The organism is Streptomyces sp. NBC_01723, assembly GCF_036246005.1.
Classification (GTDB): domain Bacteria; phylum Actinomycetota; class Actinomycetes; order Streptomycetales; family Streptomycetaceae; genus Streptomyces.
On sequence record NZ_CP109171.1, the window covers coordinates 1,106,913 to 1,129,023 of the forward strand.

The window sequence follows — 22,111 nt, forward strand, 5'->3', positions numbered from 1 at the left end:
GCACGAAGGTGCGCCTGCGGCCGGCGAGAACGCGCGGGTTCCGCCCGGTCAGCGGGCGGTGGGGTGGAGGTGGCGCGCCAACGCGTCGAGCGCGTCCAGGGCGGAGCCGAGCGCGCCCTGCTGCCCCTCGGTGAGGGAGGTCAGGGCGTGGCGGATGAACGCGGCCTCGAGTTCCCGCACCTCGGAGACCCGCTGACGCGCCATGGCCGTGAGGTGGAGGTGGGCGACCCGCTTGTCCGCGCTGTCCTGCCGGCGCTCCAGATCACCCCGCTCGGTGAGCTGGGAGACCAGGGCGCTGACGTTGTTCGGCTTCATCAGCAGGGCCTCGGCGGCCTCGCGCACCGTGGCGCCCTCGCGCTGCGCGACGAAGCGCAGCAGGGCGAGCTGGCCCTCCGGGGGCTTGGGGTGCGGGTATGCGGCGGTGACCTGCCGGTCCAGCGCCCGGTGCAGCGCGGGAAGGCACGCCGCGAGCCCGGAGGCCACGCGGTCGATGTCCCGGCGAGGGGTACTGGAGTCGGTCACCCGCGGATAATAAGTATAGCCATATAGGTATGTCAAAAGACCAAAGATCGAGCCCGCGGCACCACCGGCGCAACGCACTCGCAACCTTCCCCGTGCTGGGATGCGCCCCCATGGGCGACACATACGAGGAGACCCCCCGCGTCGAGCTGACCGCGGAGGCCGCCGTACTGCTGCGACGGCTCCGCGAGACGCACGGCCCGCTGATGTTCCACCAGTCCGGCGGCTGCTGCGACGGCAGCGCCCCCATGTGCTACCCCGCGGGCGAATTCCGCACCGGCGGTTCGGACGTCCTGCTCGGCGAACTGGAGGTCGACGGTGTCGGGGAGCCGGTGGAGTTCTGGATGTCGCGCAGCCAGTACGAGGCCTGGAGTCACACCCGGCTGACCGTGGACGTCGTCGAGGGCCGCGGCAGCGGCTTCTCCCTGGAGGCGCCCGAGGGGGTGCGCTTCCTCATCCGCTCGCGAGTCGTCGACGCCTAGGCCGCCCGCGGCCCGGTCTACGGTCTGAGGCTGCTCACGATGTCCGCCGTCGCGGTCAGACCGCTGTTGATGGTCGGGGCGATGCTCGTGCTCGCCAGGTAGAAGCCGAGCAGCAGGCACACCAGCGCGTGCGAGATCTTCAGCCCTCCGTTGCGCAGGAAGATCACCGCGAGGACGAACAGCAACAGCACCACAGAGATGGAAACGGCCATCGTCAACCTCCTCCGCCACGTCCACTTCGCGGCGTTCGGCCGCAAGTGTGGCGTAGCGGAGGGTTCGTCCGGGCGGCTGACCTGTCCTCCGAACGAGTGGTGTTCGCGCCGGAGTCCTACGCGCCCCGGTGGGCGTCGAGGAACGCCTCCAGGCCCGCGAGGTCGTCGGTGTTGAGGTGGTCGACACCGGCGGCGACCAGTTCGGTCCACACGGCGTCCCGCGCGGGGCCCGCGATGTCGGGCGTGGCCCAGAACCGGACCCGCCGCCCGCGGGCGTGCGCCGCGCCAACGATGCCCCGCAGCCTGCGCCGTTCGGCGGGCGGGAAGGCGCCCACGCCCTGCCAGGTGAAGTTGAGCGTCCAGTTGTCGCTGATCAGCGGGACGAAGGAGGCGGGTGCGGTGGTGCCGAGGTCGGTGAGCCGGCCGTCGTAGAAGGCGCGGCGGGTGCGCTGGGCCTCCATGGGGGCGCGGGCCGCCCGGTCGCCGGAGACCACCGCGGTGACCGCGCCGGGCAGGACCCGCCCGTGGGCGTAGGTGGTGAACAGGTCCCGGTGGCGGCGCAGCTGCCGGTCGAGTTCGAGGTACGTCGACGCCCCCTCGGTCTTGATGTCCACGAGGAGTTGCAGGGCGCGGCGGTCCCGCCGGTAGACACGGCCGTGGTTGGCGCGGATCCGGGCGGCGAGGGGTTCGAGGTAGAGGGATTCCAGGGTGCGGGCCGGGTCGAGGTCCTCGGGGTCGTGGGCGACGAGGAGTTGGCCGTCGACCAGGTAGATGTCGGCCTCGACGCTGCCGAAGCGGTGGTCGAGGGCGTCGAGGAGCGGGCGGGGGTGCTCGTAGTCGTTGTGGGCGTGCGCGCGCCACAACGGGCGCGGCCCGCGCCCGCCTTCGCTCGCCAGCGCGTTGCCTGCGGGCAGGGCGGCCGCGCCCGCGAGGGCGGCGCCGAGGGTGGTGAGGGCTCTGCGTCGGGTGGTGAGGGCCATGCTCTGCCTCCCTGGATGTGCCGTACGGGACGCCTGTGAGTATGCGGTCCCGGTGCCCTCGGGGAGCAGAGCCGTGCGGGGAGTTGGCCGGACCGCCCTCGGTCGTTCATCTCGACGGAGCCGGTCGCACGGAACGTGCCCGCCCCCCGGAGGGGACGGGCACGCACTATGGACGGAGAGCAGCTGTCAGGGGGCTCGCAGGTCGACCAGGTCGGCCAGGGCCGCCCGGTGGGTGCCCGCCGCGCCGTAGGCGATCGAGTCGGCCTTGGCCCGCTTCAGGTAGAGGTGGACCGGGTGCTCCCAGGTCATGCCGATACCGCCGTGCAGTTGCAGCGCCTCCTCGGCGGCGTGGACGGCCACCCGGGCCGCGTACGCCTGGGCCACGGCGACGGCCACGTCGGTGTCCTCGCCGGTGGCCAGGGCGTCGGCCGCGTTGCGGGCCGCGGCGCGCAGCCCGGCCACCTCCAGCCACAGCCCGGCGAGCCGGTGCTTGAGCGCCTGGAAGCCGCCGACCTGGCGGTTGAACTGCTTGCGTTCCTTCAGGTAGCGGACGGTCTCGGTGAGCAGCCAGTCGGCGAGGCCCAGTTGCTCGGAGGCGAGCAGCCCCGCACCGGCCCGCAGGGCGCGCCGCACGGCGGGCCCGGAGTCGCCGAGCCGGCGCCCGGAGGCGCCGTCGAGGGTGACGCGGGCGAGGGGCCGGGTGAGGTCCAGGGACGTCTGCGGGGTGACGGTCACGTCGGCGGCCCGGACCGCGTACAGTCCCCCGTCGTCCGCGGGCACCAGCAGGACGTCGGCCACGGCCGCGTCGGCGATGCCGGTCAGTTCACCGTGCAGGGTGCCCCCTTCGAGCCGCACGTCAGGGACGGAGCCGCCCGGTGCGACGTGCAGTCCGACGGCGAGAGCGGCGACGGAGGTCGCGGATGCCAGCTCGGTGAGCAGGTCGTCGGCCGCGCAGGCCAGCAGCGCCTCGGTGGCGACGACGGCGCTCGTCAGGTAGGGCACCGGCGCGACCGCGCGCCCCAACTCCTCCAGCACCACGGCGGTTTCCCGGTGGGTGGCACCCTGGCCACCCAGTTCCTCCGGGATCAGCAGGCCGGCGAGGCCCATGGAGTCGGCGAGCGCCTTCCACAGCGACAGGTCCTGCGGGGTGGCCGATTCCGTGCGGGTGATGACGCCCGCCGGGTCGCAGTGGTCGGTGAGCAGGTCCCGGACGGCGGCGCGCAGCGCCTCTTCCTCCTCCGAGTAGAGCAGAGCGGGTTCCGGCTGTGCGCTCATCGGGCGAGGTCCTTCCATGCGACGTCCTTGTCGGTGCGCGGCTCGGCGGGCAGGCCCAGGACGCGTTCGGCGACGATGTTGAGCAGGACCTCGCTGGTCCCGCCCTCGATGCTGTTGCCCTTGGAGCGCAGGTAGCGGTACCCGGCTTCGCGGCCGGTGAAGTCCACCATTTCGGGGCGGCGCATCGTCCAGTCGTCGTACAGCAGGCCCTCCTCGCCGAGGAGTTCGACCTCCAGGCCGCTGATCTCCTGGTTGAGCCGGGCGAAGTTCAGCTTCATGCCGGCGCCCTCGGGTCCGGGCTGGCCGGCCACCAGTTGCTGGCGCAGCCGTACGCCGGTGAGCCGGGCGACCTCGGCCTCGACCCACAGGCCGAGGAGCCGCTGGTGCAGGTCGTGGGTGCGCAGGTCCGGGCGTTCGCGCCAGGTGCCGGCGATCTTGCCGATCATCCCGCCCTCGCGGGGGATCGGGGTACCGCCGATGGCGACGCGCTCGTTGTTCAGCGTGGTCTGCGCGACCCGCCAGCCGTCGCCGATCTCGCCGAGGCGCCGGGAGTCGGGGATGCGGACTCCGGTGAGGAACACCTCGTTGAACTCGGCCTCGCCGGTGATCTGGCGCAGCGGCCGGACCTCGACGCCGGGGTCGGTCATGTCGCAGACGAAGTAGGTGATGCCCCGGTGCTTGGGCAGGTCCGGGTCGGTGCGGGCGATGAGGATGGCCCAGCGGGCGAGGTGCGCGCTGGAGGTCCACACCTTCTGCCCGTCGACGACCCAGCCCCCGTCCTCACGAACGGCCCGGGTGCCGAGCGCGGCCAGGTCGGACCCGGCTCCCGGTTCGCTGAACAGCTGGCACCACACCTCCTCGCCGGTCCACAGCGGGCGCAGCAGCCGTCGCTTCTGCTCCTCGGTGCCGTACTGGAGGATCGTCGGGGCGGCCATGCCGAGGCCGATGCCGATCCGCCGGGGGTCGTTGTCGGGAGCGCCCGCCGCCGCCAACTCGGCGTCCACGACGGCTTGGAGGGAGCGGGGGACGCCGAGTCCGCCGAGGCCCTGCGGGTAGTGCACCCAGGCGAGTCCGGCGTCGAAGCGGGCCCTCAGGAAGTCCAGGCGTTCCGTGGTGGCCGGGGGATGCGCGGCCAGCAACTCCTTGGTTCGGGTGCGCAGTTCGGTCGCGTCGGTCATGCGGTGGCTCCCTTCTCCAGCGTCTGGGGTACGACGGCCACCCGGCCGGTCGTTTTGCCGTCGGCGACGCGCTGTACGGCGTCCGCCGCCCCGCCGAGCGGGACCCGTTCGCTCACCAGCGGCTTGATCGCGCCCCGCGCGGCCAGGTCGGTGAGCTGTTCGTGGCAGTGCTGGACCAGCTTGGGGTCCTTGGTGTTGTAGAGGCCCCAGTGCAGGCCGAGGATCGCGTAGTTCTTCACCAGGGCGTGGTTGAGCGCGGGGCTGGGGATGGTGCCGCTCGCGAAGCCGACGACGACGATCCGGCCCTCGAAGGCGACGGTCTTGGCGGACTGGGTGTAGGCCTGGCCGCCCACCGGGTCGTAGATCACGTCCGCGCCCCGGCCGCCGGTGGCCTCCTTCACGGCGGCGACGACGTCCTCGGCGTGCCGGTCGACGACCACGTCGCAGCCCTGTTCCCGGGCGACGGCCGCCTTCTCCGGGCCGCCCACGACACCGATGACGGTGGCGCCGGCGGCCTTGCCGAGCTGTACGGCCGCACTGCCGACACCTCCGGCGGCGGCGTGCACCAGCAGCGTCTCGCCGGCCTCCAGCCGCGCGCGGCGGTGCAGGCCGAACCAGCCGGTCTGGTAGCCGATGTGCAGGGCCGCGGCCTCGGCGTCGTCCAGCGCGTCCGGCGCGGGCAGCAGGCCCCGGGCGTCCGCGAGGGCGTACTCGGCGAAGCCGCCGTGCGGAAGCGCGGGGTTGGCGATGACGCGGCGCCCGTCCTCGGTCTCGCCGCAGATCTCCACGCCCGGCGTGAAGGGCAGCGGCGGCCTGATCTGGTACTGGCCCCGGCAGAGCAGGGCGTCCGGGAAGTTGATGTTGGCGGCGCGGACCCTCAGCAGGACCTGGCCGTCGCCGGGCGTGGGCGGCGCCACGTCCTCGAGGCGCATCACCTCGCCCGGCTCGCCGTTCTCGTGCACCTGCCATGCCTGCATGCGGGGCCTCCACCGACTGCGTCGTCCGACCGGGTCACTCGCATACTAAGCGGTCGCTTGCCGTTCGGGGAACAGCTCGGCCCCTGTCGTGCGTCACGTACCGCCGCCGCGCGCAGGGCGAGCCCTCACGTGCGGGCGGCGGGCCGCGCCCGTACGTGCATCCGCTCGCCCTGCGGGCCGAAGAGGCTGAGGAACTCGGCGGGCCCCTCCCCCGTCGACCCGAACCAGTGCGGCACCCGGGTGTCGAACTCGGCGGCCTCCCCCGCCGACAGCACCACGTCGTGGTCCCCGAGCACGAGCCGGAGCCGGCCCGAGAGGACGTAGAGCCACTCGTACCCCTCGTGGGTGCGCGGGTCCGGTTCCTCCTTGCGCGCGGGCTCCAGCACCTTGAACGCCTGGAGCCCGCCCGGCTGGCGGGTGAGGGGCCAGTGCGTGCGGCCGTGGCGCACGATCGGCTCGGACCGCACGCGGGGGTCGCCGACCGGCGGGGCGCCGACGAGTTCGTCCAGCGGCACCTGGTGGGCCTGGGCGATCGGCAGCAGCAGTTCGAGGCTCGGTTTGCGCAGGCCCGACTCCAGCCGCGACAAGGTGCTGACGGAGATGCCGGTGATCTCGGACAGGGCCGCCAGGGTCACCTCGCGCTCCTTGCGGACCTGGCGGAGCCGGGGGCCGACACCGGCGAGGACGTCGTCTGCAGTCATGTGGATATTGCAGAATCGGCAACAAGATTTGTCAATACCGAGGTGACGGGGCGACCTTCTGGGTGGAGGTGGTCACCATGACCCAGAACGTCACCCCTACCCAGAGCGAGGACCCCGCCGGGACCTACGACGTGGTCGTCGTGGGCGGCGGTGCCGCCGGGCTGTCCGCCGCGCTCGTCCTGGGCCGGTCACGGCTGCGCACGCTGGTCGTCGACGCCGGGGAGCCCCGCAACACGCCCTCGGACCACATGCAGGGTTACCTGACGCGGGACGGCATGCCGCCCGCCGAGTTCCTGGCGCTCGGCCGGGAGGAGATCGCGCGCTACGGCGTGGAGCTGGTCCGCGACCGGGCGGTCGACGTGTCCCGGGACGGGGACTTCGCCGTGCGGCTGGCCGGTGGCGACACCGTGCGGGCCCGCCGGCTGATCGTCACCACCGGGCTCAAGGACGAGCTGCCGGCCGTGCCGGGGGTCGCCGAGCGGTTCGGCCGGGACGTGCTGCACTGCCCGTTCTGCCACGGCTGGGAGGTGCGCGACGGACACTTCGGCGTGCTCGCCACCAGCCCGCTCAGCGTGCACCAGGCGCTGATGGTGTCCGGCTGGTCGGACGACGTGACGCTCTTCCTGCACACCGTCGCCGAGCAGGAGCTGGCCGACGACGACCTGCGCCGCCTGGCCGCGGCGGGGGTCAAGGTGGTCCCCGGCGAGGTCGCCGCCCTGCGGATCGAGGACGACCGGCTCACCGGGGTCCGCCTGGCGGACGGCTCGGCCCACGACCGCTCGGTCGTGTTCGTCGCCCCGCGGGCCGTACCGCAGACCGGCCTGATGGAGCGGCTGGGCGCGGACCTGCAGGAGACCCCGTTCGGCGCGTACCCGGTGGTCGACCCGACGGGCCGCACCTCCGTCCCCGGCGTGTGGACGGCCGGCAACGCGATGGGCTTCGGCGAGCAGGTCGTCCACGCGGCGAGCGGCGGCTACCGCGCGGCGGCGGCGATCGTCGGCGACCTGATCATGTCGGACCTGGACGCGACCCTGGCGGAGTGAGGGGGCGCACGAGGGGGCGCCGTCCGGCGGGCGCGGATCGCCCGGGACCCCGCCGCGCGGCCCGCGCCCGCCGGACCCGTCCAGCCCGCCAGGTGTGCCCCCGCCCTCTCCGGTGCACCATGACTGCATGCTGCTTGCCCGGTTGGCCCAGGTGTCCCGGGAGGTCGCCGAGACGTCGGCGCGGTCCCGGAAGACCGTCCTGCTCGCGGAGTTGTTCCGGGAGGCGGAGGCGGCGGACGTGCCGGTCGTCATCCCCTACCTGGCGGGACGCCTCCCGCAGGGCAGGATCGGCGTCGGCTGGAAGGTGCTGGGCCGCGAGGTGGCGCCGGCCGCCGAGCCGTCGCTCACCGTGCACGACGTGGACGCCCGGCTGACGCACCTCGCCTCGGTGACCGGCACCGGTTCGCAGGCCGAGCGGGCGCGGCTGGTCGGCGAGCTGATGGGCGCGGCCACGGAGGACGAGCAGCGCTTCCTGATCGGGCTGCTGACCGGCGAGGTCCGGCAGGGCGCCCTGGACGCGGCCGCGGTCGAGGGCCTGGCCGCGGCGACGGACGCGCCCCCGGCGGACGTACGCCGGGCGGTGATGCTCGCGGGCTCCCTGCAGACGGTGGCCGAGGCCCTGCTCGCGGACGGGCCCGGCGCCCTGGAGGGGTTCCGGCTCACCGTCGGCCGACCCGTGCTGCCGATGCTGGCGCACAGCGCCTCCTCGGCCGCCGAGGCGGTCGGCAAGCTGGGCGCCTGCGCGGTCGAGGAGAAACTGGACGGCATCCGCGTCCAGGTGCACCGCGACGGCGGTACCGTCCGCCTCTACACCCGCACCCTGGACGACATCACCGACCGGCTCCCCGAGGTCACCCGGGCGGCCCTCGCGCTGCCCGGCGAGCGGTTCATCCTGGACGGCGAGGTGATCTCCCTGGACGGGAGCGGACGTCCCCGGTCGTTCCAGGAGACCGCCGGACGGGTCGGCTCCCGCACGGACGTGGCGACGGCGTCGCGGGCGGTCCCCGTCTCCGTGGTGTTCTTCGACGCGCTGTCCGTCGACGGCCACGACCTGCTCGACCTGCCGCTGACCGAGCGGCACGCCGCGCTGGCCCGGCTGGTCCCCGAGCCCGCGCGGGTGCGGCGCGCGCTGGTGGGCGGGCCCGAGGACGCGCCAGCCGCCGAGGAGTTCCTCGCCGAGACGCTGCGGCGCGGCCACGAGGGCGTCGTCGTCAAGGGACTGGACGCCGCCTACAGCGCGGGCCGCCGCGGCGCGTCCTGGCTGAAGGTCAAGCCCGTCCACACGCTCGACCTGGTCGTGCTCGCCGCCGAGTGGGGCCACGGCCGCCGCACCGGCAAGCTGTCCAACCTCCACCTGGGCGCCCGCACGGCCGACGGCTCGTTCGCGATGCTCGGCAAGACCTTCAAGGGCATGACGGACGCGCTGCTGGCCTGGCAGACCGAGCGCCTCGGGCAGCTGGCCGTCGAGGAACACCCCTGGGGCGTGACCGTACGCCCCGAACTCGTCGTCGAGATCGCCTACGACGGCCTCCAGCGCTCCACCCGCTACCCGGCCGGCGTCACCCTCCGCTTCGCCCGCGTGGTCCGCTACCGCGAGGACAAGCGCCCCGAGGAGGCGGACACCGTGGACACCCTGCTCGCCGCCCACCCGGGCGTCGCCCCGTGAGGCGCAGCGCGGGCCTGCTGCTGCACCGCCGCGGCCCCGGAGGGGGACTCCAGGTGCTCCTCGGGCACATGGGCGGCCCGTTCTACGCCCGCCGCGAGACCGGCGCGTGGACGGTCCCCAAGGGCGAGTACGATCCCGCGGAACCGGCCTGGGACGCGGCCCGGCGGGAGTTCCAGGAGGAGCTGGGGCTGCCGCCGCCCGACGGTGCGGCCGTCCCGCTCGGCGAGGTGCGGCAGGCGGGCGGGAAGGTCGTCACGGTCTGGGCCGTCGAGGCCGACCTCGACCCGGCGACGGTCGTACCCGGCACCTTCCGTATGGAGTGGCCGCCGCGGTCGGGCCGGACCCAGGAGTTCCCCGAGCTGGACCGGGTCGCCTGGTTCCCGGTGGAGCGGGCGCGCGAGGTGATCGTGACGGCGCAGGCCGCGTTTCTCGACCGGCTGGCTGAGCACTCGCACTGACAAGAGGCGACGCGGTGCGGAAAGCCCGCACCGGACCCGTCCGCGTTGCGGCACCCCCCGCCACGCGCCAGGGTCGAAGCACGAGCCACCACCCAGGGAGGTCGGTCATGCCCATCGCGACGGTGAATCCGGCGAACGGCGAGACGCTCAGGACGTACGAGGCCATGGGCGAGGAGGAGATCGAGCGCCGGATCCAGCTCGCGGAGGCCACCTTCCGCACGTACCGGACGACGGCGCTCGACGAGCGCGCCCGGCTCATGCACCGGGCCGCCGATCTCCTGGAGGCGGACCAGGAGGAGATCGGCAAGGTCATCACGACCGAGATGGGCAAGCCGGTCAAGCAGGCCCGCGCGGAGGCCGCCAAGTGCGCCAAGGCGATGCGCTGGTACGCCGACCACGCGGCCGCCCTGCTCGCCGACGAGGAGCCCGCGGAGTCCGACGTGAAGGACTCCGGCGCCTCCCGGGCCCTGGTCCGCTACCGGCCGCTGGGCCCGGTGCTCGCGGTGATGCCGTGGAACTTCCCGCTCTGGCAGGTGATCCGGTTCGCGGCGCCCGCGCTGATGGCGGGCAACGTGGGGCTGCTCAAGCACGCCTCGAACGTGCCGCAGACCGCCCTGTACCTGGAGGACCTGTTCCACCGGGCGGGCTTTGCCGAGGGCTGCTTCCAGACCCTGCTGATCGGCTCCGCGGCCGTCGACGGCGTCCTGCGCGACGAGCGGGTGCGGGCCGCCACCCTCACCGGCAGCGAGCCGGCCGGCCGCGCGGTCGCCGCCACCGCCGGCGAGATGATCAAGAAGACGGTGCTGGAGCTGGGCGGCAGCGACCCCTTCGTCGTCATGCCGTCCGCCGACGTGGACCGGGCCGCCGAGGTCGCCGTCACCGCGCGCACGCAGAACGCCGGGCAGTCCTGCATCGCCGCCAAGCGGTTCATCGTGCACACGGACGTGTACGACGCGTTCGTGGAACGCTTCACCGCGGGCATGAGGGCGCTGAAGGTCGGCGACCCGCTGGACGAGGAGACCGAGGTCGGGCCGCTCTCCAGCGAGCAGGGCCTGAACGACGTGGTGGAGCTGGTCGACGACGCGAAGCGGGCCGGCGCGACGGTGCTGTGCGGGGGCGAACGCCCCGAGGGCCCGGGCTGGTACTACCCGCCGACCGTGCTGGCCGACGTGACGCGCGAGATGCGCATCCACCGCGAGGAGGCCTTCGGCCCCGTCGCCACGCTGTACCGGGTGGCGGACCTGGACGAGGCGGTGCTGATCGCCAACGACTCGGACTTCGGGCTCAGTTCCAACGTCTGGACCCGCGACGACGCCGACGTGGACCGCTTCGTACGGGACCTGGAGGCGGGTGGCGTGTACGTCAACGGGATGACCGCGTCCCATCCGGCGTTCCCGTTCGGCGGGGTCAAGCGGTCGGGCTACGGGCGTGAGCTGTCCGGGCACGGAATCCGGGAGTTCTGCAACATCACCACGGTATGGCACGGAGCGTGAGCCTTCCGCGACTACGATCCCCTTTGTGAACCGCGAAGTGACCCTGCCTCTGATCGTCGACGACCGCGGCACCCTGCAGGTCGCCGCGTCCGACGTGAGCAAGCTGCTGCGCACGGTGGGCGGGCGGTGGCTGCGGCTGGTGGAGGCGGGCGAGGTGAGTCTGGACGAGGACACGGTCGCGGCGCTCACCATCGAGCTGGCCAAGCTGGCCGACCGGATCGACGTGGCGTGCATCGCCCACAGCAGCGGCCCGTCCTCCTGACGCCGCTCCCCGGAACGGACCGGCCCGGCGAGAGATCACCGGGCTCCGGCCCGCCCCCCGGGCGCTACCGGATCGGCACCCCCGCCAGCGTCCGCGCGATGACGAGCCGCTGGATCTCGCTCGTCCCCTCGAAGATGGTGTAGATCGCGGCGTCCCGGTGCATCCGCTCCACGGGGTACTCCCGCGTGTACCCGTTGCCGCCCAGGATCTGGACCGCCTGCGCGGTCACCTTCTTCGCCGTCTCGCTCGCGAACAGCTTGGACATCGACCCCTCGGCCGCCGTGAACGGCTTGCCGTTGATCGCCATCCATGAGGCCCGCCACACCAGCAGCCGGGCCGCGTCGATGGACGTCCGCATGTCGGCGAGCTGGAAGGCGACGCCCTGGTTGTCGATGATCGGCCGCCCGAACTGCTCACGGGTGCGTGCGTACTCCAGCGCCTCCTCGTACGCGGCGCGGGCGGTACCCACCGCCATGGCGCCGACGGCCGGTCGCGAGGCCTCGAACGTGGCCATCGCGGCGTTCTTGACGCGCTCACCGCCCTGCTTGGCCTTCTCCCGCGCGCGGGCCAGCCGGGCGTCCAGCTTCTCCTTGCCGCCGAGCAGGCAGGAGCCGGGGACGCGCACGTTGTCCAGGACCACCTCGGCGGTGTGCGAGGCGCGGATGCCGTGCTTCTTGAACTTCTGGCCCTGGGACAGGCCGGGGGTGGCCGGCGGGACGATGAAGGAGGCGTGCCCCTTGGAGCCCAGCTCCGGGTCCACGACCGCGACGACGACGTGGACGTTGGCGATGCCGCCGTTGGTCGCCCAGGTCTTGGTGCCGTTGAGCACCCACTCGTCCTTGGCCTCGTCGTACACGGCGCGCGTGCGCATGGAGGCCACGTCGGAGCCGGCGTCCGGCTCGGAGGAGCAGAAGGCGGCGACCTTCACGTCGTTCACGTCGCCGTACATCTGGGGGATCCAGGTGCCGATCTGCTCCTCGGTGCCGTTGGCGAGGACACCGACGGCGGCGAGACCGGTCCCGACGATGGACAGGGCGATGCCGGCGTCGCCCCAGAACAGCTCCTCCATGGCCATGGGGATGCCGAGGCCGGTGGAGTCGAAGTACTGCTGTGCGTAGAAGTCGAGGGAGTAGATGCCGACCTTGGCGGCCTCCTGGATGACCGGCCAGGGAGTCTCCTCACGCTCGTCCCATTCGGCGGCCGCGGGGCGGATGACGTCGGCCGCGAAGCCGTGCAGCCAGTCCCGGACCTCCTTCTGTTCGTCGCTCAGCTCCATGGTGAACTCGGCCATGTCCCCTCCAGTGACCCACGTGCGTGTTACTTGCGGTAACCCGAGTCTGTTACCGGTCGGTAGGAAAAGTCAACTCCCGAGGCCCCGTCGCCCTCCCGTTCGATGCCGGGCGCCCCGTGGGTGTTAGTTTGCGACGGCGTCACCGAAACAGCACGGGTGGGGAGAGCACATGGACACCACACAGCGGACCGACCAGCAGCGGTCCGCCGACCGCAGACGGCGCGAGCTGCTCGAGGCCGCCGACCGGGTGGTGCTGCGCGACGGTCCACAGGCCTCGATGAACGCCATCGCCGCCGAGGCCGGCATCACCAAGCCGATCCTCTACCGCCACTTCGGGGACAAGGGCGGACTGTACGCCGCCCTCGCCGTCCGGCACACCGACGCCCTCCTCGCCTCGCTGCGGGCCGCCCTGGACGCCCCGGCGGAGCGGCGGCAACGCGTCGAGGCCACCCTGGACACCTATCTGGCGGCCATCGAGGCCCGCCCGCAGGTGTACCGCTTCCTGATGCATCCGGCGGAGGGCATCGCCACCCCGGCCGACCAGGCCGACCAGGGATTCGACGTCGGCAAGCACTCGGCCCCGCTGCTGCGCAGGATGGGCGAGGAACTGGCCCAGGTCATCGAGGAACGCCTCGACGTCGGCCCCGGTACCCAGCAGTTGGCCCGGGTGTGGGGGCACGGCATCGTCGGCATGATGCACGCCGCGGGCGACTGGTGGCTGGGCGAACGCCCCTGCTCCCGGGCGGAGTTGGTGAGCACCCTGGCCGACCTGCTGTGGGGCCGGCTGGCGGCCGCCGGGGACAAGGCCGGCGGGCCGGGCTTCTGACGGCCCCCCGACCCGCGCTCCCCCGGCCCCGCGCGCTCAGCGGTGCCAGGTGGCACGCGCCACCTGCCGCGCCAGCCTCCGGCGCCGCCACCCCGACAGGCGCTCGGAGTACACCCGCCCCTCCAGGTGATCGCACTCGTGCTGGAGGCACCGCGCGAAGAAACCGGTGCCACGCACGGTGACGGGGTCCCCGGTCACCGTGAGCCCCGTCACGACGGCCTCGTCGTGCCGCTCGGTCCCGGCCTCCAGCCCCGGCAGCGACAGACAGCCCTCCGGGCCGCGCGCCACCACCCCGCCGGTCTCGACGAGCCGCGGGTTCACCAGGTGGCCGAGGTGGCGCTCGTCCTCGTCGTCCGGACAGTCGTAGACGAAGACGCGCAGCCCCGTGCCGATCTGGTTCGCGGCCAGGCCCACGCCGTGGGCGGCGTACATGGTCGCGAACAAGTCCTCCACGAGCCCCGCGAGTTCCGGACCGAAGTCCGTCACCTCCTCGCACGGGGCGTGCAGGACGGGATCGCCGAGGAGGCCGAGGGGACGGACGCGCCCGTGGGCGCCCGGGATGGAGCCGTGTCGCATGGCGGCAAGAGTAAGGTCCCTGTGTCCCCCGGCGGGTCGCGCCCACCGCCGGAGCCCCGTGGCCGGTGCCGCGATTCGGGAGTGCGAACGGATCTCGATAGGCTGAGGTCCACACCACGTGGCCGTCAGGCTTCAGGCGCGGCGCGTACGCAAGGAGGATCGAGAACTGATGGCAGGCAACTCGGACCCGCTCTCGCCCCGGGCCAAGATCGCCGTGACCGCGGGCAAGGCGGTCGCGGCGGCTTCGCGCGCCGCGGGGCGCGGCAGTGGTTCGGTGATCGGCGGCAAGGTCGCGCTGAGACTCGATCCGGACCTCCTCGCCCGGCTCGCCCAGCACCTGGACGTGACCCTGGTCTCGGCGACCAACGGCAAGACCACCACCACCCGGCTGATCGCCGAGGCACTGCGCGCGGCGGGACCGGTCGTCTCCAACGCGCTCGGCGCCAACATGCCGGCCGGCATCACCTCGGCCCTCGCGGCCGGCTCGGACGCCCGCTACGGCGTCATCGAGGTCGACGAGAAGTACCTCGTCGGCGTCGCCCAGGCCACCGAGCCGAAGTGCATCGCCCTCCTCAACCTCTCCCGCGACCAGCTCGACCGCGCCGCGGAGACCCGCATGCTCGCCGAGAACTGGCGTGAGGGCCTGACCGGCTCGAAGGCCGTGGTCGTCGCCAACGCCGACGACCCGCTGGTGGTGTGGGCGGCGTCCTCCTCCCCCAACGTGATCTGGGTCGCCGCCGGCCAGATGTGGAAGGACGACGCCTGGTCCTGCCCGGCGTGCGGCGGCGTGATGCAGCGTCCCGGCGACGACTGGTTCTGCGGCGAGTGCGGCTTCCGCCGCCCCACGCCGAGCTGGGCGCTCTCCGGCGACCACGTCCTCGACCCGCACGGCTCCGCCTGGCCGATCCACCTCCAGCTGCCGGGCCGCGCCAACAAGGCCAACGCCGCCTCGTCGGCCGCCGTCGCCGCCGTCTTCGGCGTGCCGCCGCAGGTCGCCCTGGAGCGCATGTACCAGGTGCAGGCGGTCGCCGGACGCTACGACGTGGTGCAGTTCCAGGGCCGCGACCTGCGTCTGCTGCTCGCCAAGAACCCGGCGGGCTGGCTGGAGACCTTCTCCCTGATCGACCCGCCGCCCACGCCGGTGATCCTCTCGGTGAACGCGCGCGGGGCCGACGGCACCGACACCTCCTGGCTGTGGGACGTGGACTACACCCGGCTGACCGGCCACCCGATCTGCGTGATCGGCGACCGCAAGCTGGACCTCGCGGTGCGCCTTGAGGTCGCCAACCAGCAGTTCCAGGTGTGCGAGGACCTCGACCAGGCGGTGCAGATGTGCCCGCCCGGCCGGATCGAGGTCATCGCCAACTACACCGCCTTCCAGGACCTGCGCCGCCGCGTCGGCAACTGACCGCGAGACTTCAGGGGACTTTCGTGAGCGACAACCAACTGCGGATCGTCTGGATCTACCCGGACCTGCTCAGCACGTACGGCGACCAGGGCAACGCCCTCGTGGTGGAGCGCCGGGCCCGCCAGCGCGGCCTCGACGTGGCCCGGCTCGACGTGCGCAGCGACCAGCAGATCCCGACCTCCGGCGACATCTACCTGATCGGCGGCGGCGAGGACCGTCCACAGCGGCTCGCCGCCGAGCGGCTGCGCCGCGACGGCGGCCTGCACCGGGCCGTGGAGAACGGCGCGATCGTGTTCTCCGTCTGCGCCGGCTACCAGATCCTGGGCCACGAGTTCATCAACGACCTGGGCCAGCGGGAGCCGGGCCTCGGACTGCTCGACGTGGTCTCGACGCGGGGCGAGGGCGCCCGCTGCGTCGGCGACGTCCTCGCCGACATCGACCCGCGCCTCGGGCTGCCGCCCCTGACCGGCTTCGAGAACCACCAGGGCGTCACCCACCTCGGCCCCACCGCGCGCCCGCTCTCCCAGGTCCGCTTCGGCAACGGCAACGGCACGGGCGACGGCACCGAGGGCGCGTACAACGACACGGTCTTCGGTACGTACATGCACGGCCCGGTGCTGGCGCGCAACCCGCAGATCGCGGACCTGCTGCTCAAGCTGGCCCTCGACGTGAACGCGCTGCCGCCGACGGACGACCGCTGGTACGAGGCGCTCCGCAACGAGCGCATCGCCGCGGCGCAGCAGCCTGCCTGATCCTCCTCGGCGGGCCCGTCTGATGGGTCGTCCGCACAGGTGAGCGGAGAGGTCCAGTAGGCGGACGCGTGGTTCGGTCCCGGCCCCCGATGCCGCTAGGGTGGCGGGGATCGAGCCGGACAGCGCGGTCCGGACCCGTGCCACGTTTGAGAAGGTATTTCGGGCTATGCGCATTGGTGTCCTCACGTCCGGCGGCGACTGCCCCGGCCTGAACGCCGTCATCCGGTCCGTCGTGCACCGCGCCGTCGTCGACCACGGCGACGAGGTCATCGGCTTCCGGGACGGCTGGAAGGGCCTCCTGGAGTGCGACTACCTGAAGCTCGACCTCGACGCGGTGGGCGGCATCCTGGCCCGCGGCGGCACCATCCTCGGCTCCTCCCGGGTCCGCCCCGAGCACCTGCGGGACGGCGTGGAGCGCGCCCGCGGCCACGTCGAGGAACTCGGCCTGGACGCGATCATCCCGATCGGCGGCGAGGGCACCCTGAAGGCGGCCCGCCTGCTGTCGGACAACGGCCTGCCCATCGTCGGCGTGCCCAAGACCATCGACAACGACATAGCGGTCACCGATGTGACGTTCGGCTTCGACACCGCCGTGACCGTGGCGACCGAGGCCCTGGACCGGCTGAAGACCACCGCCGAGTCCCATCAGCGCGTGCTGATCGTGGAGGTCATGGGCCGTCACACCGGCTGGATCGCGCTGCACTCGGGCATGGCGGCCGGCGCCCACGCCGTGGTCGTCCCGGAGCGGCCCTTCGACATCGACGAGTTGACCGCGAAGGTCGGCGAGCGGTTCTCGGCGGGCAAGCGTTTCGCGATCGTGGTGGCCGCGGAGGGCGCCAAGCCGAAGGCCGGCACCATGGACTTCGACGAGGGCGGCAAGGACGTCTACGGGCACGAGCGCTTCGCCGGGATCGCCCGCCAGCTCTCGATCGAGCTGGAGGAGCGGCTCGGCAAGGAGGCCCGGCCGGTGATCCTCGGACACGTGCAGCGCGGGGGTACGCCGACGGCGTACGACCGGGTGCTGGCGACGCGGTTCGGGTGGCACGCGGTGGAGGCCGTGCACCGTGGGGAGTTCGGGATGATGACGGCCCTGCGCGGGACGGACATCGCGATGGTGCCTCTCGTTGACGCGGTCGAGTCGTTGAAGACGGTGCCGGATGCGCGGTACGCGGAGGCGGAGTGCGTGCTCTGACTGCCGGGCGCCGCTGAGAGCTCGGGTCCGCCGGCTCGTCGCGGGCTGCGCGTCGTGTGTGGTTGCTCGCGCTCACGCGGCGGAGCCGCATGTCGATACAGCCCCGCGCCCCTGACGGGTTGCTGTGCCGCCCCCGGTGACGGAAGTCGCCGGGGGCGGTTCTAGTCTTGCTTCGGACAGACGGCGTTCAACCCCCACGAATCAGGAGCCGGCGGATGGATCACAGCGGGCACGGCATGACGATGGATCTGCCGCCGTTCACGCTGGGGCGAGGGCTCGCCTGGTCGGCGGACCCGTTCTTCCTGATCGCCTGCCTGCTGGGACTGGCGCTGTACGGCTGGGGTGTGGCGCGGCTGGTGCGGCGCGGTGACAAGTGGCCGGTCGGCCGGACCGTGGCCTTCGTCATCGGTGTGCTGAGCATCGTGCTCATGATGTGCACCAGGCTCAACGACTACGGCATGGTCATGTTCAGCGTGCACATGGTGCAGCACATGATCATCAGTATGGTCTCGCCGATCCTGATCCTGCTCGGCGCCCCGATCACGCTGGCCCTGCGGGCGCTGCCGCCGGCGGCCCGCGGCAGCAAGGGTCCCCGCGAGCTGCTGCTGATGCTGCTGCACAGCCGCTACATGCGGATCATCACGCACGCCGCGTTCACCATCCCGCTGTTCATCGCCAGCCTGTACGCCCTGTACTTCACCCCCCTCTTCGACTTCCTGATGGGCTCCCGGGCCGGGCACATCGCGATGATGGTGCACTTCCTCGCCGTCGGGCTGGTGTTCTTCTGGCCGATCATGGGCGTGGACCCGGGCCCGCACCGGCCCGGCTACCTCATGCGGATGCTGGAGCTGTTCGCGGGGATGCCGTTCCACGCGTTCTTCGGCATCGCGCTGATGATGGGATCGTCGCCGATGGTGAAGACGTTCGAGAACCCGCCCGCGTCACTCGGCATCGACGCGCTCTCCGACCAGAACGCGGCGGGCGGCATCGCCTGGGCCTTCAGCGAGGTCCCGTCCGTGCTGGTCCTGCTGGCCCTGGTCTTCCAGTGGTACGCCTCCGAGCAGCGCCAGGCCCGCCGTACCGACCGGGCCGCCGACCGGGACGGCGACAAGGAGCTGGCGGCCTACAACGCCTATCTGGCCTCGCTGAACACACGCGGCGGCTGAAGGGGATCGGGCCGATATCCCGTGGTCCGTGCTCCATGGAGGCAGAACCGGGGCACCATGGAAGGCAACGGACCACGAGGAGGGTGTTGCGATGCCCGGTTCCACGGACAGTTCGACGAAGACGATGGGGGCGCTCACCATCGGCGGCCTCGTCGCGGTGACGGCCTACACGGTGGCGCTCGGAAGCAACGGCTGGCTGTGGTTCGGCTGGGTCGTGCTGGGACTGCTCACCCTGGGGATGGTGGCCACCCGCAGCGCCTGAGCCCGCGGAGCTCCCGCCCCCTCACTCGCGGCCCAGCCGGCCCGCCGAGTGCACGCCCGGCTGGTACTTCGGCAGCCGGACGGTGATCTTCATGCCCGCGCCGACGGCCGTCTCGATGACGAGGCCGTGGTCGTCTCCGTAGACCTGGCGGAGACGGTCGTCGACGTTGGAAAGACCGATGCCTCCCGACGGGCTGACCTCGCGCGCGAGGATGCGGCGCAGCAGGCCCGGGTCCATGCCGGCACCGTCGTCCTCGATGACGACCAGGGCCTCGGCGCCCGCGTCCTGCGCGGTGATCTGGATGCGGCAGCGGTCCGCCTTGCCCTCCAGACCGTGCTTGACGGCGTTCTCGACGAGCGGCTGGAGGCACAGGAAGGGCAGGGCGACCGGCAGCACCTCGGGGGCGACCTGGAGGGTGACGGCGAGCCGGTCGCCGAAGCGTGCCCGCACCAGCGCCAGGTAGTGGTCGATGGCGTGCAGCTCGTCGGCGAGGGTGGTGAAGTCGCCGTGCCGCCGGAACGAGTAGCGGGTGAAGTCGGCGAACTCCAGCAGCAGCTCCCGGGCGCGCTCCGGATCGGTGCGGACGAAGGACGCGATCACCGCGAGCGAGTTGAAGATGAAGTGCGGGGAGATCTGCGCCCGCAGCGCCTTGATCTCGGCCTCGATGAGCCGGGTGCGGGACTGGTCGAGGTCGGCCAGCTCCAGCTGGACGGAGACCCAGCGGGCGACCTCCCCGGCGGCCCGGACCAGGACGGCGGACTCGCGGGGCGCGCAGGCGACCAGGGCGCCGTGCACCCGGTCGTCGACGGTGAGCGGGGCGACCACCGCCCAGCGCACCGAACAGTCGGGGATGTCGCAGGTCAGCGGGAACGCCTCACCGCGGCCGGTCTCCAGCGGCCCGGCGAGGCGTTCCATGATCTCCGTGCGGTGATGGCCGCCCACACCGTCCCAGACCAGGACCTCCTTGAGGTCGGTCAGGCACAGCGCGTCCGTGCCGAGCAGGGAGCGCAGCTTGCGGGCGGACTTGCCGGCGGTCTCCTCGGTCAGGCCCGCCCGCAGCGGGGGCGTGGCCAGGGACGCGGTGTGCAGGGTCTGGAAGGTGGCGTGCTCGACCGGGGTGCCCAGACCGCCGAGGCTCTGCGGGCGGGCGGTGCGCCGCCCCAGCCAGAAGCCCGCCGCCAGCAGGGGCAGCAGGGCCACGGCGAGGCCCGCCAGGAACCCGCCCAGGGAGCCGCTCATGGCGTCGCCTCCTCGCGCGGCGCCTGATGACCGCCCGAGGGCAGGCCGCCGGCGGTCGGCGGGTCCGCCGGGCGGCCCTCCCCGCGCAGCTCCTCCGCGCCCAGCTCCTCCGGCAGGTGGAAGCGGGCCAGGATCGCCGCCGTCCCGGCCGGTACCCGGCCCGGCGTGGCCAGGGAGACCAGCACCATGGTGAGGAAGCCCAGCGGTACCGACCAGAGCGCCGGCCAGGCCAGCAGGGCGTGCAGCGCCCCGCCGCCGCCCGGGAAGCCGCCCATGGTGGCGGCGACGGCGAGCAGGGCGGAGCCGCCGCCCACCAGCATCCCGGCCGCGGCGCCGGGCGGGGTCAGCCGGCGCCACCAGATGCCGAGGACGAGCAGCGGACAGAAGGACGAGGCCGACACGGCGAAGGCGAGGCCCACGGCGTCGGCGACGGGCAGTCCGCCGACCAGCGCGCTCGCCGCCAGCGGCACGGCCATGGCGAGGAGGGTGCCGAGGCGGAAGTGCGGCACGGCCCGGGACGGCAGCACGTCCTGGGTGAGGACACCCGCGACGGCCATGGTCAGCCCCGAGGCGGTGGACAGGAACGCGGCGAAGGCGCCGCCCGCGACCAGCGCGCCGAGCAGGTCGCCGCCCACTCCCCCGATGATCCGGTCGGGCAGCAGCAGGACAGCGGCGTCGGCGTCGCCGGTGAGGGTCAGCTCGGGGGCGTAGAGGCGGCCGAGGGCGCCGTAGACGGGCGGCAGCAGGTAGAAGGCGCCGATCAGGCCGAGCACGGCGACGGTGGTACGGCGGGCGGCGACGCCGTGCGGGCTGGTGTAGAAGCGCACCACGACGTGCGGCAGGCCCATGGTGCCCAGGAAGGTGGCGAGGATGAGGCCGTACGTGGCGTACAGCGGGCGTTCCGTGCGGCTCTCGGCGCGGGAGGGCGACAGGGCGTCGTCGGCGCCGCGTCCGGCGGCCGGGACCGGGGTGTCCTTGGCGAAGGTGAGGCGGGTGCCGGCCTCGATGCGGTGGGTGCCGGTGGGCAGGCTCAGCCGGGTGCCGTCGTGGGCGCGGCCGTCCACGGTGCCGTCGACGGTGACGGCCAGCGGGCGGTCGAGCTTGAGGGTGAGGCTGTCGTCGACCCGCAGAGAGCGCTGCTCGCGGAAGGTGGCCGGTTCCTCGAAGGCGCGGACGGGCGCGCCGTCGCCCTGCCAGGCGAGCACCAGGAAGAGGGCGGGGACGAGCAGGGCGGTGAGTTTCAGCCAGTACTGGAAGGCCTGGACGAAGGTGATGCTGCGCATGCCGCCGGCGGCGACCACACCGGTGACGACGACGGCGACGATCACCCCGCCGAGCCAGTCGGGCGCGCCGCTGAGCACGGTGAGGGTCAGCCCGGCGCCCTGGAGCTGGGGCAGCAGGTACAGCCAGCCGACGCCGACGACGAAGGCGCCCGCGAGCCGTCGCACCCCCTGGGAGGCGAGCCGCGCCTCGGCGAAGTCGGGCAGGGTGTAGGCGCCGGAGCGGCGCAGCGGGGCCGCGACGAAGAGCAGCAGGACCAGGTAGCCGGCCGTGTAGCCGACCGGGTACCAGAGCATGTCGGGGCCCTGGACGAGGACCAGGCCGGCGATGCCGAGGAAGGAGGCGGCGGAGAGGTACTCGCCGCTGATGGCGGCGGCGTTCAGGCGCGGTCCGACGGTGCGGGAGGCGACGTAGAAGTCGGAGGTGGTGCGGGAGATGCGCAGGCCGAAGGCGCCGACCAGGACGGTGGCCACGACGACCAGGGCGACCGCGGGTATGGCGTAGGTGGAGTTCATCGGTCCTCGACGAGGCGTACGAAGTCCCGTTCGTTGCGCTCGGCGCGGCGCACGTACCAGCGGGCGAGGAGGACCAGCGGGGCGTACAGGCCGAAGCCGAGGACGGCCCATTCCAGGCGGCGGGCGTCGGGCAGTGCCGCGAAGAGCAGGGGCAGCGGTCCGACGAGGAGGCCGAGGACCGCGAGGGCGGTGAGGCCGGCCCGCAGCTGGCTGCGCATGAGGGAGCGGACGTAGGTGTGGCCGAGAGTGGTCTGCTCGTCGATCTCGGTGCGCGGGCGGTAGTAGCCGGAGGCCCGCCGGGTGCGCCTGGGCGGGCCGGTGACGGTGACGCGGCGCTCGCCGGGGTCCTGGGGCACG

24 protein-coding genes are annotated in these 22,111 nt (G+C 73.0%); 12 read left to right on the top strand and 12 right to left on the bottom strand.

The features are described 5' to 3' along the window. Positions 1-48: 48 nt before the first annotated feature. Positions 49-522: a MarR family winged helix-turn-helix transcriptional regulator gene (locus OIE75_RS05220; protein WP_307010067.1), complete on the bottom strand. Its 474-nt coding sequence runs from the start codon at positions 520-522 to the stop codon at positions 49-51. A gap of 110 nt (positions 523-632) precedes the next feature. Here OIE75_RS05220 and OIE75_RS05225 point away from each other — a divergent pair, with 110 nt between their 5' ends. Next, positions 633-1,001, top strand: a complete 369-nt coding sequence (locus OIE75_RS05225) for a DUF779 domain-containing protein (protein WP_307010069.1) — start codon at positions 633-635, stop codon at positions 999-1,001. A gap of 17 nt (positions 1,002-1,018) precedes the next feature. Here the strand turns inward: OIE75_RS05225 and OIE75_RS05230 are convergent, their stop codons facing one another. The 6 genes from OIE75_RS05230 to OIE75_RS05255 all read right to left on the bottom strand — a co-directional run bounded on the left by OIE75_RS05230 (position 1,019) and on the right by OIE75_RS05255 (position 6,324). After that, a complete protein-coding gene (locus tag OIE75_RS05230) occupies positions 1,019-1,213 on the bottom strand; it encodes a hypothetical protein (protein ID WP_122620880.1) in 195 nt (64 codons plus the stop codon). Between the two features lie 116 nt (positions 1,214-1,329). Beyond that, the gene (locus OIE75_RS05235) at positions 1,330-2,193 is read right to left on the bottom strand and encodes a phosphatidylinositol-specific phospholipase C/glycerophosphodiester phosphodiesterase family protein (RefSeq protein WP_329469742.1); all 864 of its coding nucleotides are present in this window, start codon (positions 2,191-2,193) and stop codon (positions 1,330-1,332) included. A 186-nt stretch (positions 2,194-2,379) separates the two neighbouring features. Then, positions 2,380-3,468 carry an acyl-CoA dehydrogenase family protein gene (locus OIE75_RS05240; RefSeq protein WP_307010073.1) on the bottom strand — a complete coding sequence of 363 codons (1,089 nt, stop codon included), beginning with the start codon at positions 3,466-3,468 and terminating at the stop codon, positions 2,380-2,382. Beyond that, entirely contained in the window at positions 3,465-4,646 is a 1,182-nt protein-coding gene (locus OIE75_RS05245) for an acyl-CoA dehydrogenase family protein (protein ID WP_307010074.1), read from the bottom strand. The genes OIE75_RS05240 and OIE75_RS05245 overlap by 4 nt, the downstream gene beginning before the upstream one ends. Then, positions 4,643-5,623 (bottom strand): NADPH:quinone oxidoreductase family protein, encoded by a 981-nt coding sequence (locus OIE75_RS05250; RefSeq protein WP_307010076.1) that lies wholly within the window; start codon positions 5,621-5,623, stop codon positions 4,643-4,645. The genes OIE75_RS05245 and OIE75_RS05250 overlap by 4 nt, the downstream gene beginning before the upstream one ends. 125 nt (positions 5,624-5,748) lie before the next feature. After that, positions 5,749-6,324: a helix-turn-helix domain-containing protein gene (locus OIE75_RS05255; RefSeq protein WP_307010078.1), complete on the bottom strand. Its 576-nt coding sequence runs from the start codon at positions 6,322-6,324 to the stop codon at positions 5,749-5,751. Between the two features lie 77 nt (positions 6,325-6,401). Here OIE75_RS05255 and OIE75_RS05260 point away from each other — a divergent pair, with 77 nt between their 5' ends. The 5 genes from OIE75_RS05260 (at position 6,402) to OIE75_RS05280 (ending at position 11,246) form a co-directional block, all read left to right on the top strand. Next, positions 6,402-7,367 (top strand): NAD(P)/FAD-dependent oxidoreductase, encoded by a 966-nt coding sequence (locus tag OIE75_RS05260; RefSeq protein WP_307010080.1) that lies wholly within the window; start codon positions 6,402-6,404, stop codon positions 7,365-7,367. A 127-nt stretch (positions 7,368-7,494) separates the two neighbouring features. Then, complete coding sequence (locus OIE75_RS05265) at positions 7,495-9,033, top strand: ATP-dependent DNA ligase (protein ID WP_329469743.1); 1,539 nt, start codon at positions 7,495-7,497, stop codon at positions 9,031-9,033. Continuing rightward, positions 9,030-9,491 carry an NUDIX domain-containing protein gene (locus tag OIE75_RS05270; protein WP_307010082.1) on the top strand — a complete coding sequence of 154 codons (462 nt, stop codon included), beginning with the start codon at positions 9,030-9,032 and terminating at the stop codon, positions 9,489-9,491. Before OIE75_RS05265 ends, OIE75_RS05270 begins: the two co-directional genes overlap by 4 nt. 107 nt (positions 9,492-9,598) lie before the next feature. Next, positions 9,599-10,984, top strand: a complete 1,386-nt coding sequence (locus OIE75_RS05275; protein WP_307010084.1) for an NADP-dependent succinic semialdehyde dehydrogenase — start codon at positions 9,599-9,601, stop codon at positions 10,982-10,984. Positions 10,985-11,009: 25 nt separating this feature from the next. Then, positions 11,010-11,246: a DUF6213 family protein gene (locus OIE75_RS05280; RefSeq protein WP_064726681.1), complete on the top strand. Its 237-nt coding sequence runs from the start codon at positions 11,010-11,012 to the stop codon at positions 11,244-11,246. Between the two features lie 64 nt (positions 11,247-11,310). Here the strand turns inward: OIE75_RS05280 and OIE75_RS05285 are convergent, their stop codons facing one another. After that, on the bottom strand, positions 11,311-12,537 hold the full coding sequence (locus OIE75_RS05285) for an acyl-CoA dehydrogenase family protein (protein ID WP_307010085.1): 1,227 nt from the start codon (positions 12,535-12,537) through the stop codon (positions 11,311-11,313). A 169-nt stretch (positions 12,538-12,706) separates the two neighbouring features. On the opposite strand from OIE75_RS05285, the gene OIE75_RS05290 reads away from it, so the two are divergent. Then, on the top strand, positions 12,707-13,363 hold the full coding sequence (locus OIE75_RS05290) for a TetR family transcriptional regulator (RefSeq protein ID WP_122620889.1): 657 nt from the start codon (positions 12,707-12,709) through the stop codon (positions 13,361-13,363). Positions 13,364-13,399: 36 nt separating this feature from the next. On the opposite strand, the gene def is transcribed toward OIE75_RS05290, so the two are convergent. Beyond that, positions 13,400-13,939, bottom strand: coding sequence for a peptide deformylase (gene def / locus OIE75_RS05295; RefSeq protein ID WP_329469744.1), 540 nt, complete (start codon positions 13,937-13,939; stop codon positions 13,400-13,402). A 169-nt stretch (positions 13,940-14,108) separates the two neighbouring features. Between def and OIE75_RS05300 the strand changes: the two genes are divergently transcribed. The 5 genes from OIE75_RS05300 to OIE75_RS05320 all read left to right on the top strand — a co-directional run bounded on the left by OIE75_RS05300 (position 14,109) and on the right by OIE75_RS05320 (position 18,719). Further along, entirely contained in the window at positions 14,109-15,347 is a 1,239-nt protein-coding gene (locus tag OIE75_RS05300; RefSeq protein ID WP_122620891.1) for a Mur ligase family protein, read from the top strand. Between the two features lie 23 nt (positions 15,348-15,370). Further along, positions 15,371-16,099: a type 1 glutamine amidotransferase gene (locus OIE75_RS05305; RefSeq protein WP_122620892.1), complete on the top strand. Its 729-nt coding sequence runs from the start codon at positions 15,371-15,373 to the stop codon at positions 16,097-16,099. A 166-nt stretch (positions 16,100-16,265) separates the two neighbouring features. Continuing rightward, positions 16,266-17,291, top strand: coding sequence for a 6-phosphofructokinase (locus OIE75_RS05310; protein ID WP_307010089.1), 1,026 nt, complete (start codon positions 16,266-16,268; stop codon positions 17,289-17,291). 215 nt (positions 17,292-17,506) lie between these two features. Beyond that, positions 17,507-18,457, top strand: a complete 951-nt coding sequence (locus tag OIE75_RS05315; protein ID WP_307010091.1) for a cytochrome c oxidase assembly protein — start codon at positions 17,507-17,509, stop codon at positions 18,455-18,457. 91 nt (positions 18,458-18,548) lie between these two features. Continuing rightward, positions 18,549-18,719 carry a hypothetical protein gene (locus OIE75_RS05320; RefSeq protein WP_307010093.1) on the top strand — a complete coding sequence of 57 codons (171 nt, stop codon included), beginning with the start codon at positions 18,549-18,551 and terminating at the stop codon, positions 18,717-18,719. A gap of 21 nt (positions 18,720-18,740) precedes the next feature. On the opposite strand, the gene OIE75_RS05325 is transcribed toward OIE75_RS05320, so the two are convergent. From OIE75_RS05325 to OIE75_RS05335, 3 genes are read right to left on the bottom strand one after another with little or no spacing between them, the layout of a single operon-like run. After that, entirely contained in the window at positions 18,741-19,946 is a 1,206-nt protein-coding gene (locus OIE75_RS05325; protein ID WP_163016393.1) for a sensor histidine kinase, read from the bottom strand. An 8-nt stretch (positions 19,947-19,954) separates the two neighbouring features. Next, the gene (locus OIE75_RS05330) at positions 19,955-21,754 is read right to left on the bottom strand and encodes a sodium/solute symporter (RefSeq protein ID WP_329469745.1); all 1,800 of its coding nucleotides are present in this window, start codon (positions 21,752-21,754) and stop codon (positions 19,955-19,957) included. After that, positions 21,751-22,110, bottom strand: coding sequence for a hypothetical protein (locus tag OIE75_RS05335; protein WP_161332471.1), 360 nt, complete (start codon positions 22,108-22,110; stop codon positions 21,751-21,753). Before OIE75_RS05335 ends, OIE75_RS05330 begins: the two co-directional genes overlap by 4 nt. Between the last annotated feature and the right edge of the window lies 1 nt (position 22,111).

Coding starts and splice junctions, on each gene's coding strand:
- OIE75_RS05225 (WP_307010069.1), top strand. CDS start 633: ATGGGCGACACATACGAGGAGACCCCCCGCGTCGAGCTGACCGCGGAG.
- OIE75_RS05300 (WP_122620891.1), top strand. CDS start 14,109: ATGGCAGGCAACTCGGACCCGCTCTCGCCCCGGGCCAAGATCGCCGTG.
- OIE75_RS05275 (WP_307010084.1), top strand. CDS start 9,599: ATGCCCATCGCGACGGTGAATCCGGCGAACGGCGAGACGCTCAGGACG.
- OIE75_RS05255 (WP_307010078.1), bottom strand. CDS start 6,324: ATGACTGCAGACGACGTCCTCGCCGGTGTCGGCCCCCGGCTCCGCCAG.
- OIE75_RS05310 (WP_307010089.1), top strand. CDS start 16,266: ATGCGCATTGGTGTCCTCACGTCCGGCGGCGACTGCCCCGGCCTGAAC.
- OIE75_RS05265 (WP_329469743.1), top strand. CDS start 7,495: ATGCTGCTTGCCCGGTTGGCCCAGGTGTCCCGGGAGGTCGCCGAGACG.
- OIE75_RS05315 (WP_307010091.1), top strand. CDS start 17,507: ATGGATCACAGCGGGCACGGCATGACGATGGATCTGCCGCCGTTCACG.
- def (WP_329469744.1), bottom strand. CDS start 13,939: ATGCGACACGGCTCCATCCCGGGCGCCCACGGGCGCGTCCGTCCCCTC.
- OIE75_RS05260 (WP_307010080.1), top strand. CDS start 6,402: ATGACCCAGAACGTCACCCCTACCCAGAGCGAGGACCCCGCCGGGACC.
- OIE75_RS05240 (WP_307010073.1), bottom strand. CDS start 3,468: ATGAGCGCACAGCCGGAACCCGCTCTGCTCTACTCGGAGGAGGAAGAG.
- OIE75_RS05290 (WP_122620889.1), top strand. CDS start 12,707: ATGGACACCACACAGCGGACCGACCAGCAGCGGTCCGCCGACCGCAGA.
- OIE75_RS05245 (WP_307010074.1), bottom strand. CDS start 4,646: ATGACCGACGCGACCGAACTGCGCACCCGAACCAAGGAGTTGCTGGCC.
- OIE75_RS05330 (WP_329469745.1), bottom strand. CDS start 21,754: ATGAACTCCACCTACGCCATACCCGCGGTCGCCCTGGTCGTCGTGGCC.
- OIE75_RS05235 (WP_329469742.1), bottom strand. CDS start 2,193: ATGGCCCTCACCACCCGACGCAGAGCCCTCACCACCCTCGGCGCCGCC.
- OIE75_RS05285 (WP_307010085.1), bottom strand. CDS start 12,537: ATGGCCGAGTTCACCATGGAGCTGAGCGACGAACAGAAGGAGGTCCGG.
- OIE75_RS05320 (WP_307010093.1), top strand. CDS start 18,549: ATGCCCGGTTCCACGGACAGTTCGACGAAGACGATGGGGGCGCTCACC.
- OIE75_RS05230 (WP_122620880.1), bottom strand. CDS start 1,213: ATGGCCGTTTCCATCTCTGTGGTGCTGTTGCTGTTCGTCCTCGCGGTG.
- OIE75_RS05250 (WP_307010076.1), bottom strand. CDS start 5,623: ATGCAGGCATGGCAGGTGCACGAGAACGGCGAGCCGGGCGAGGTGATG.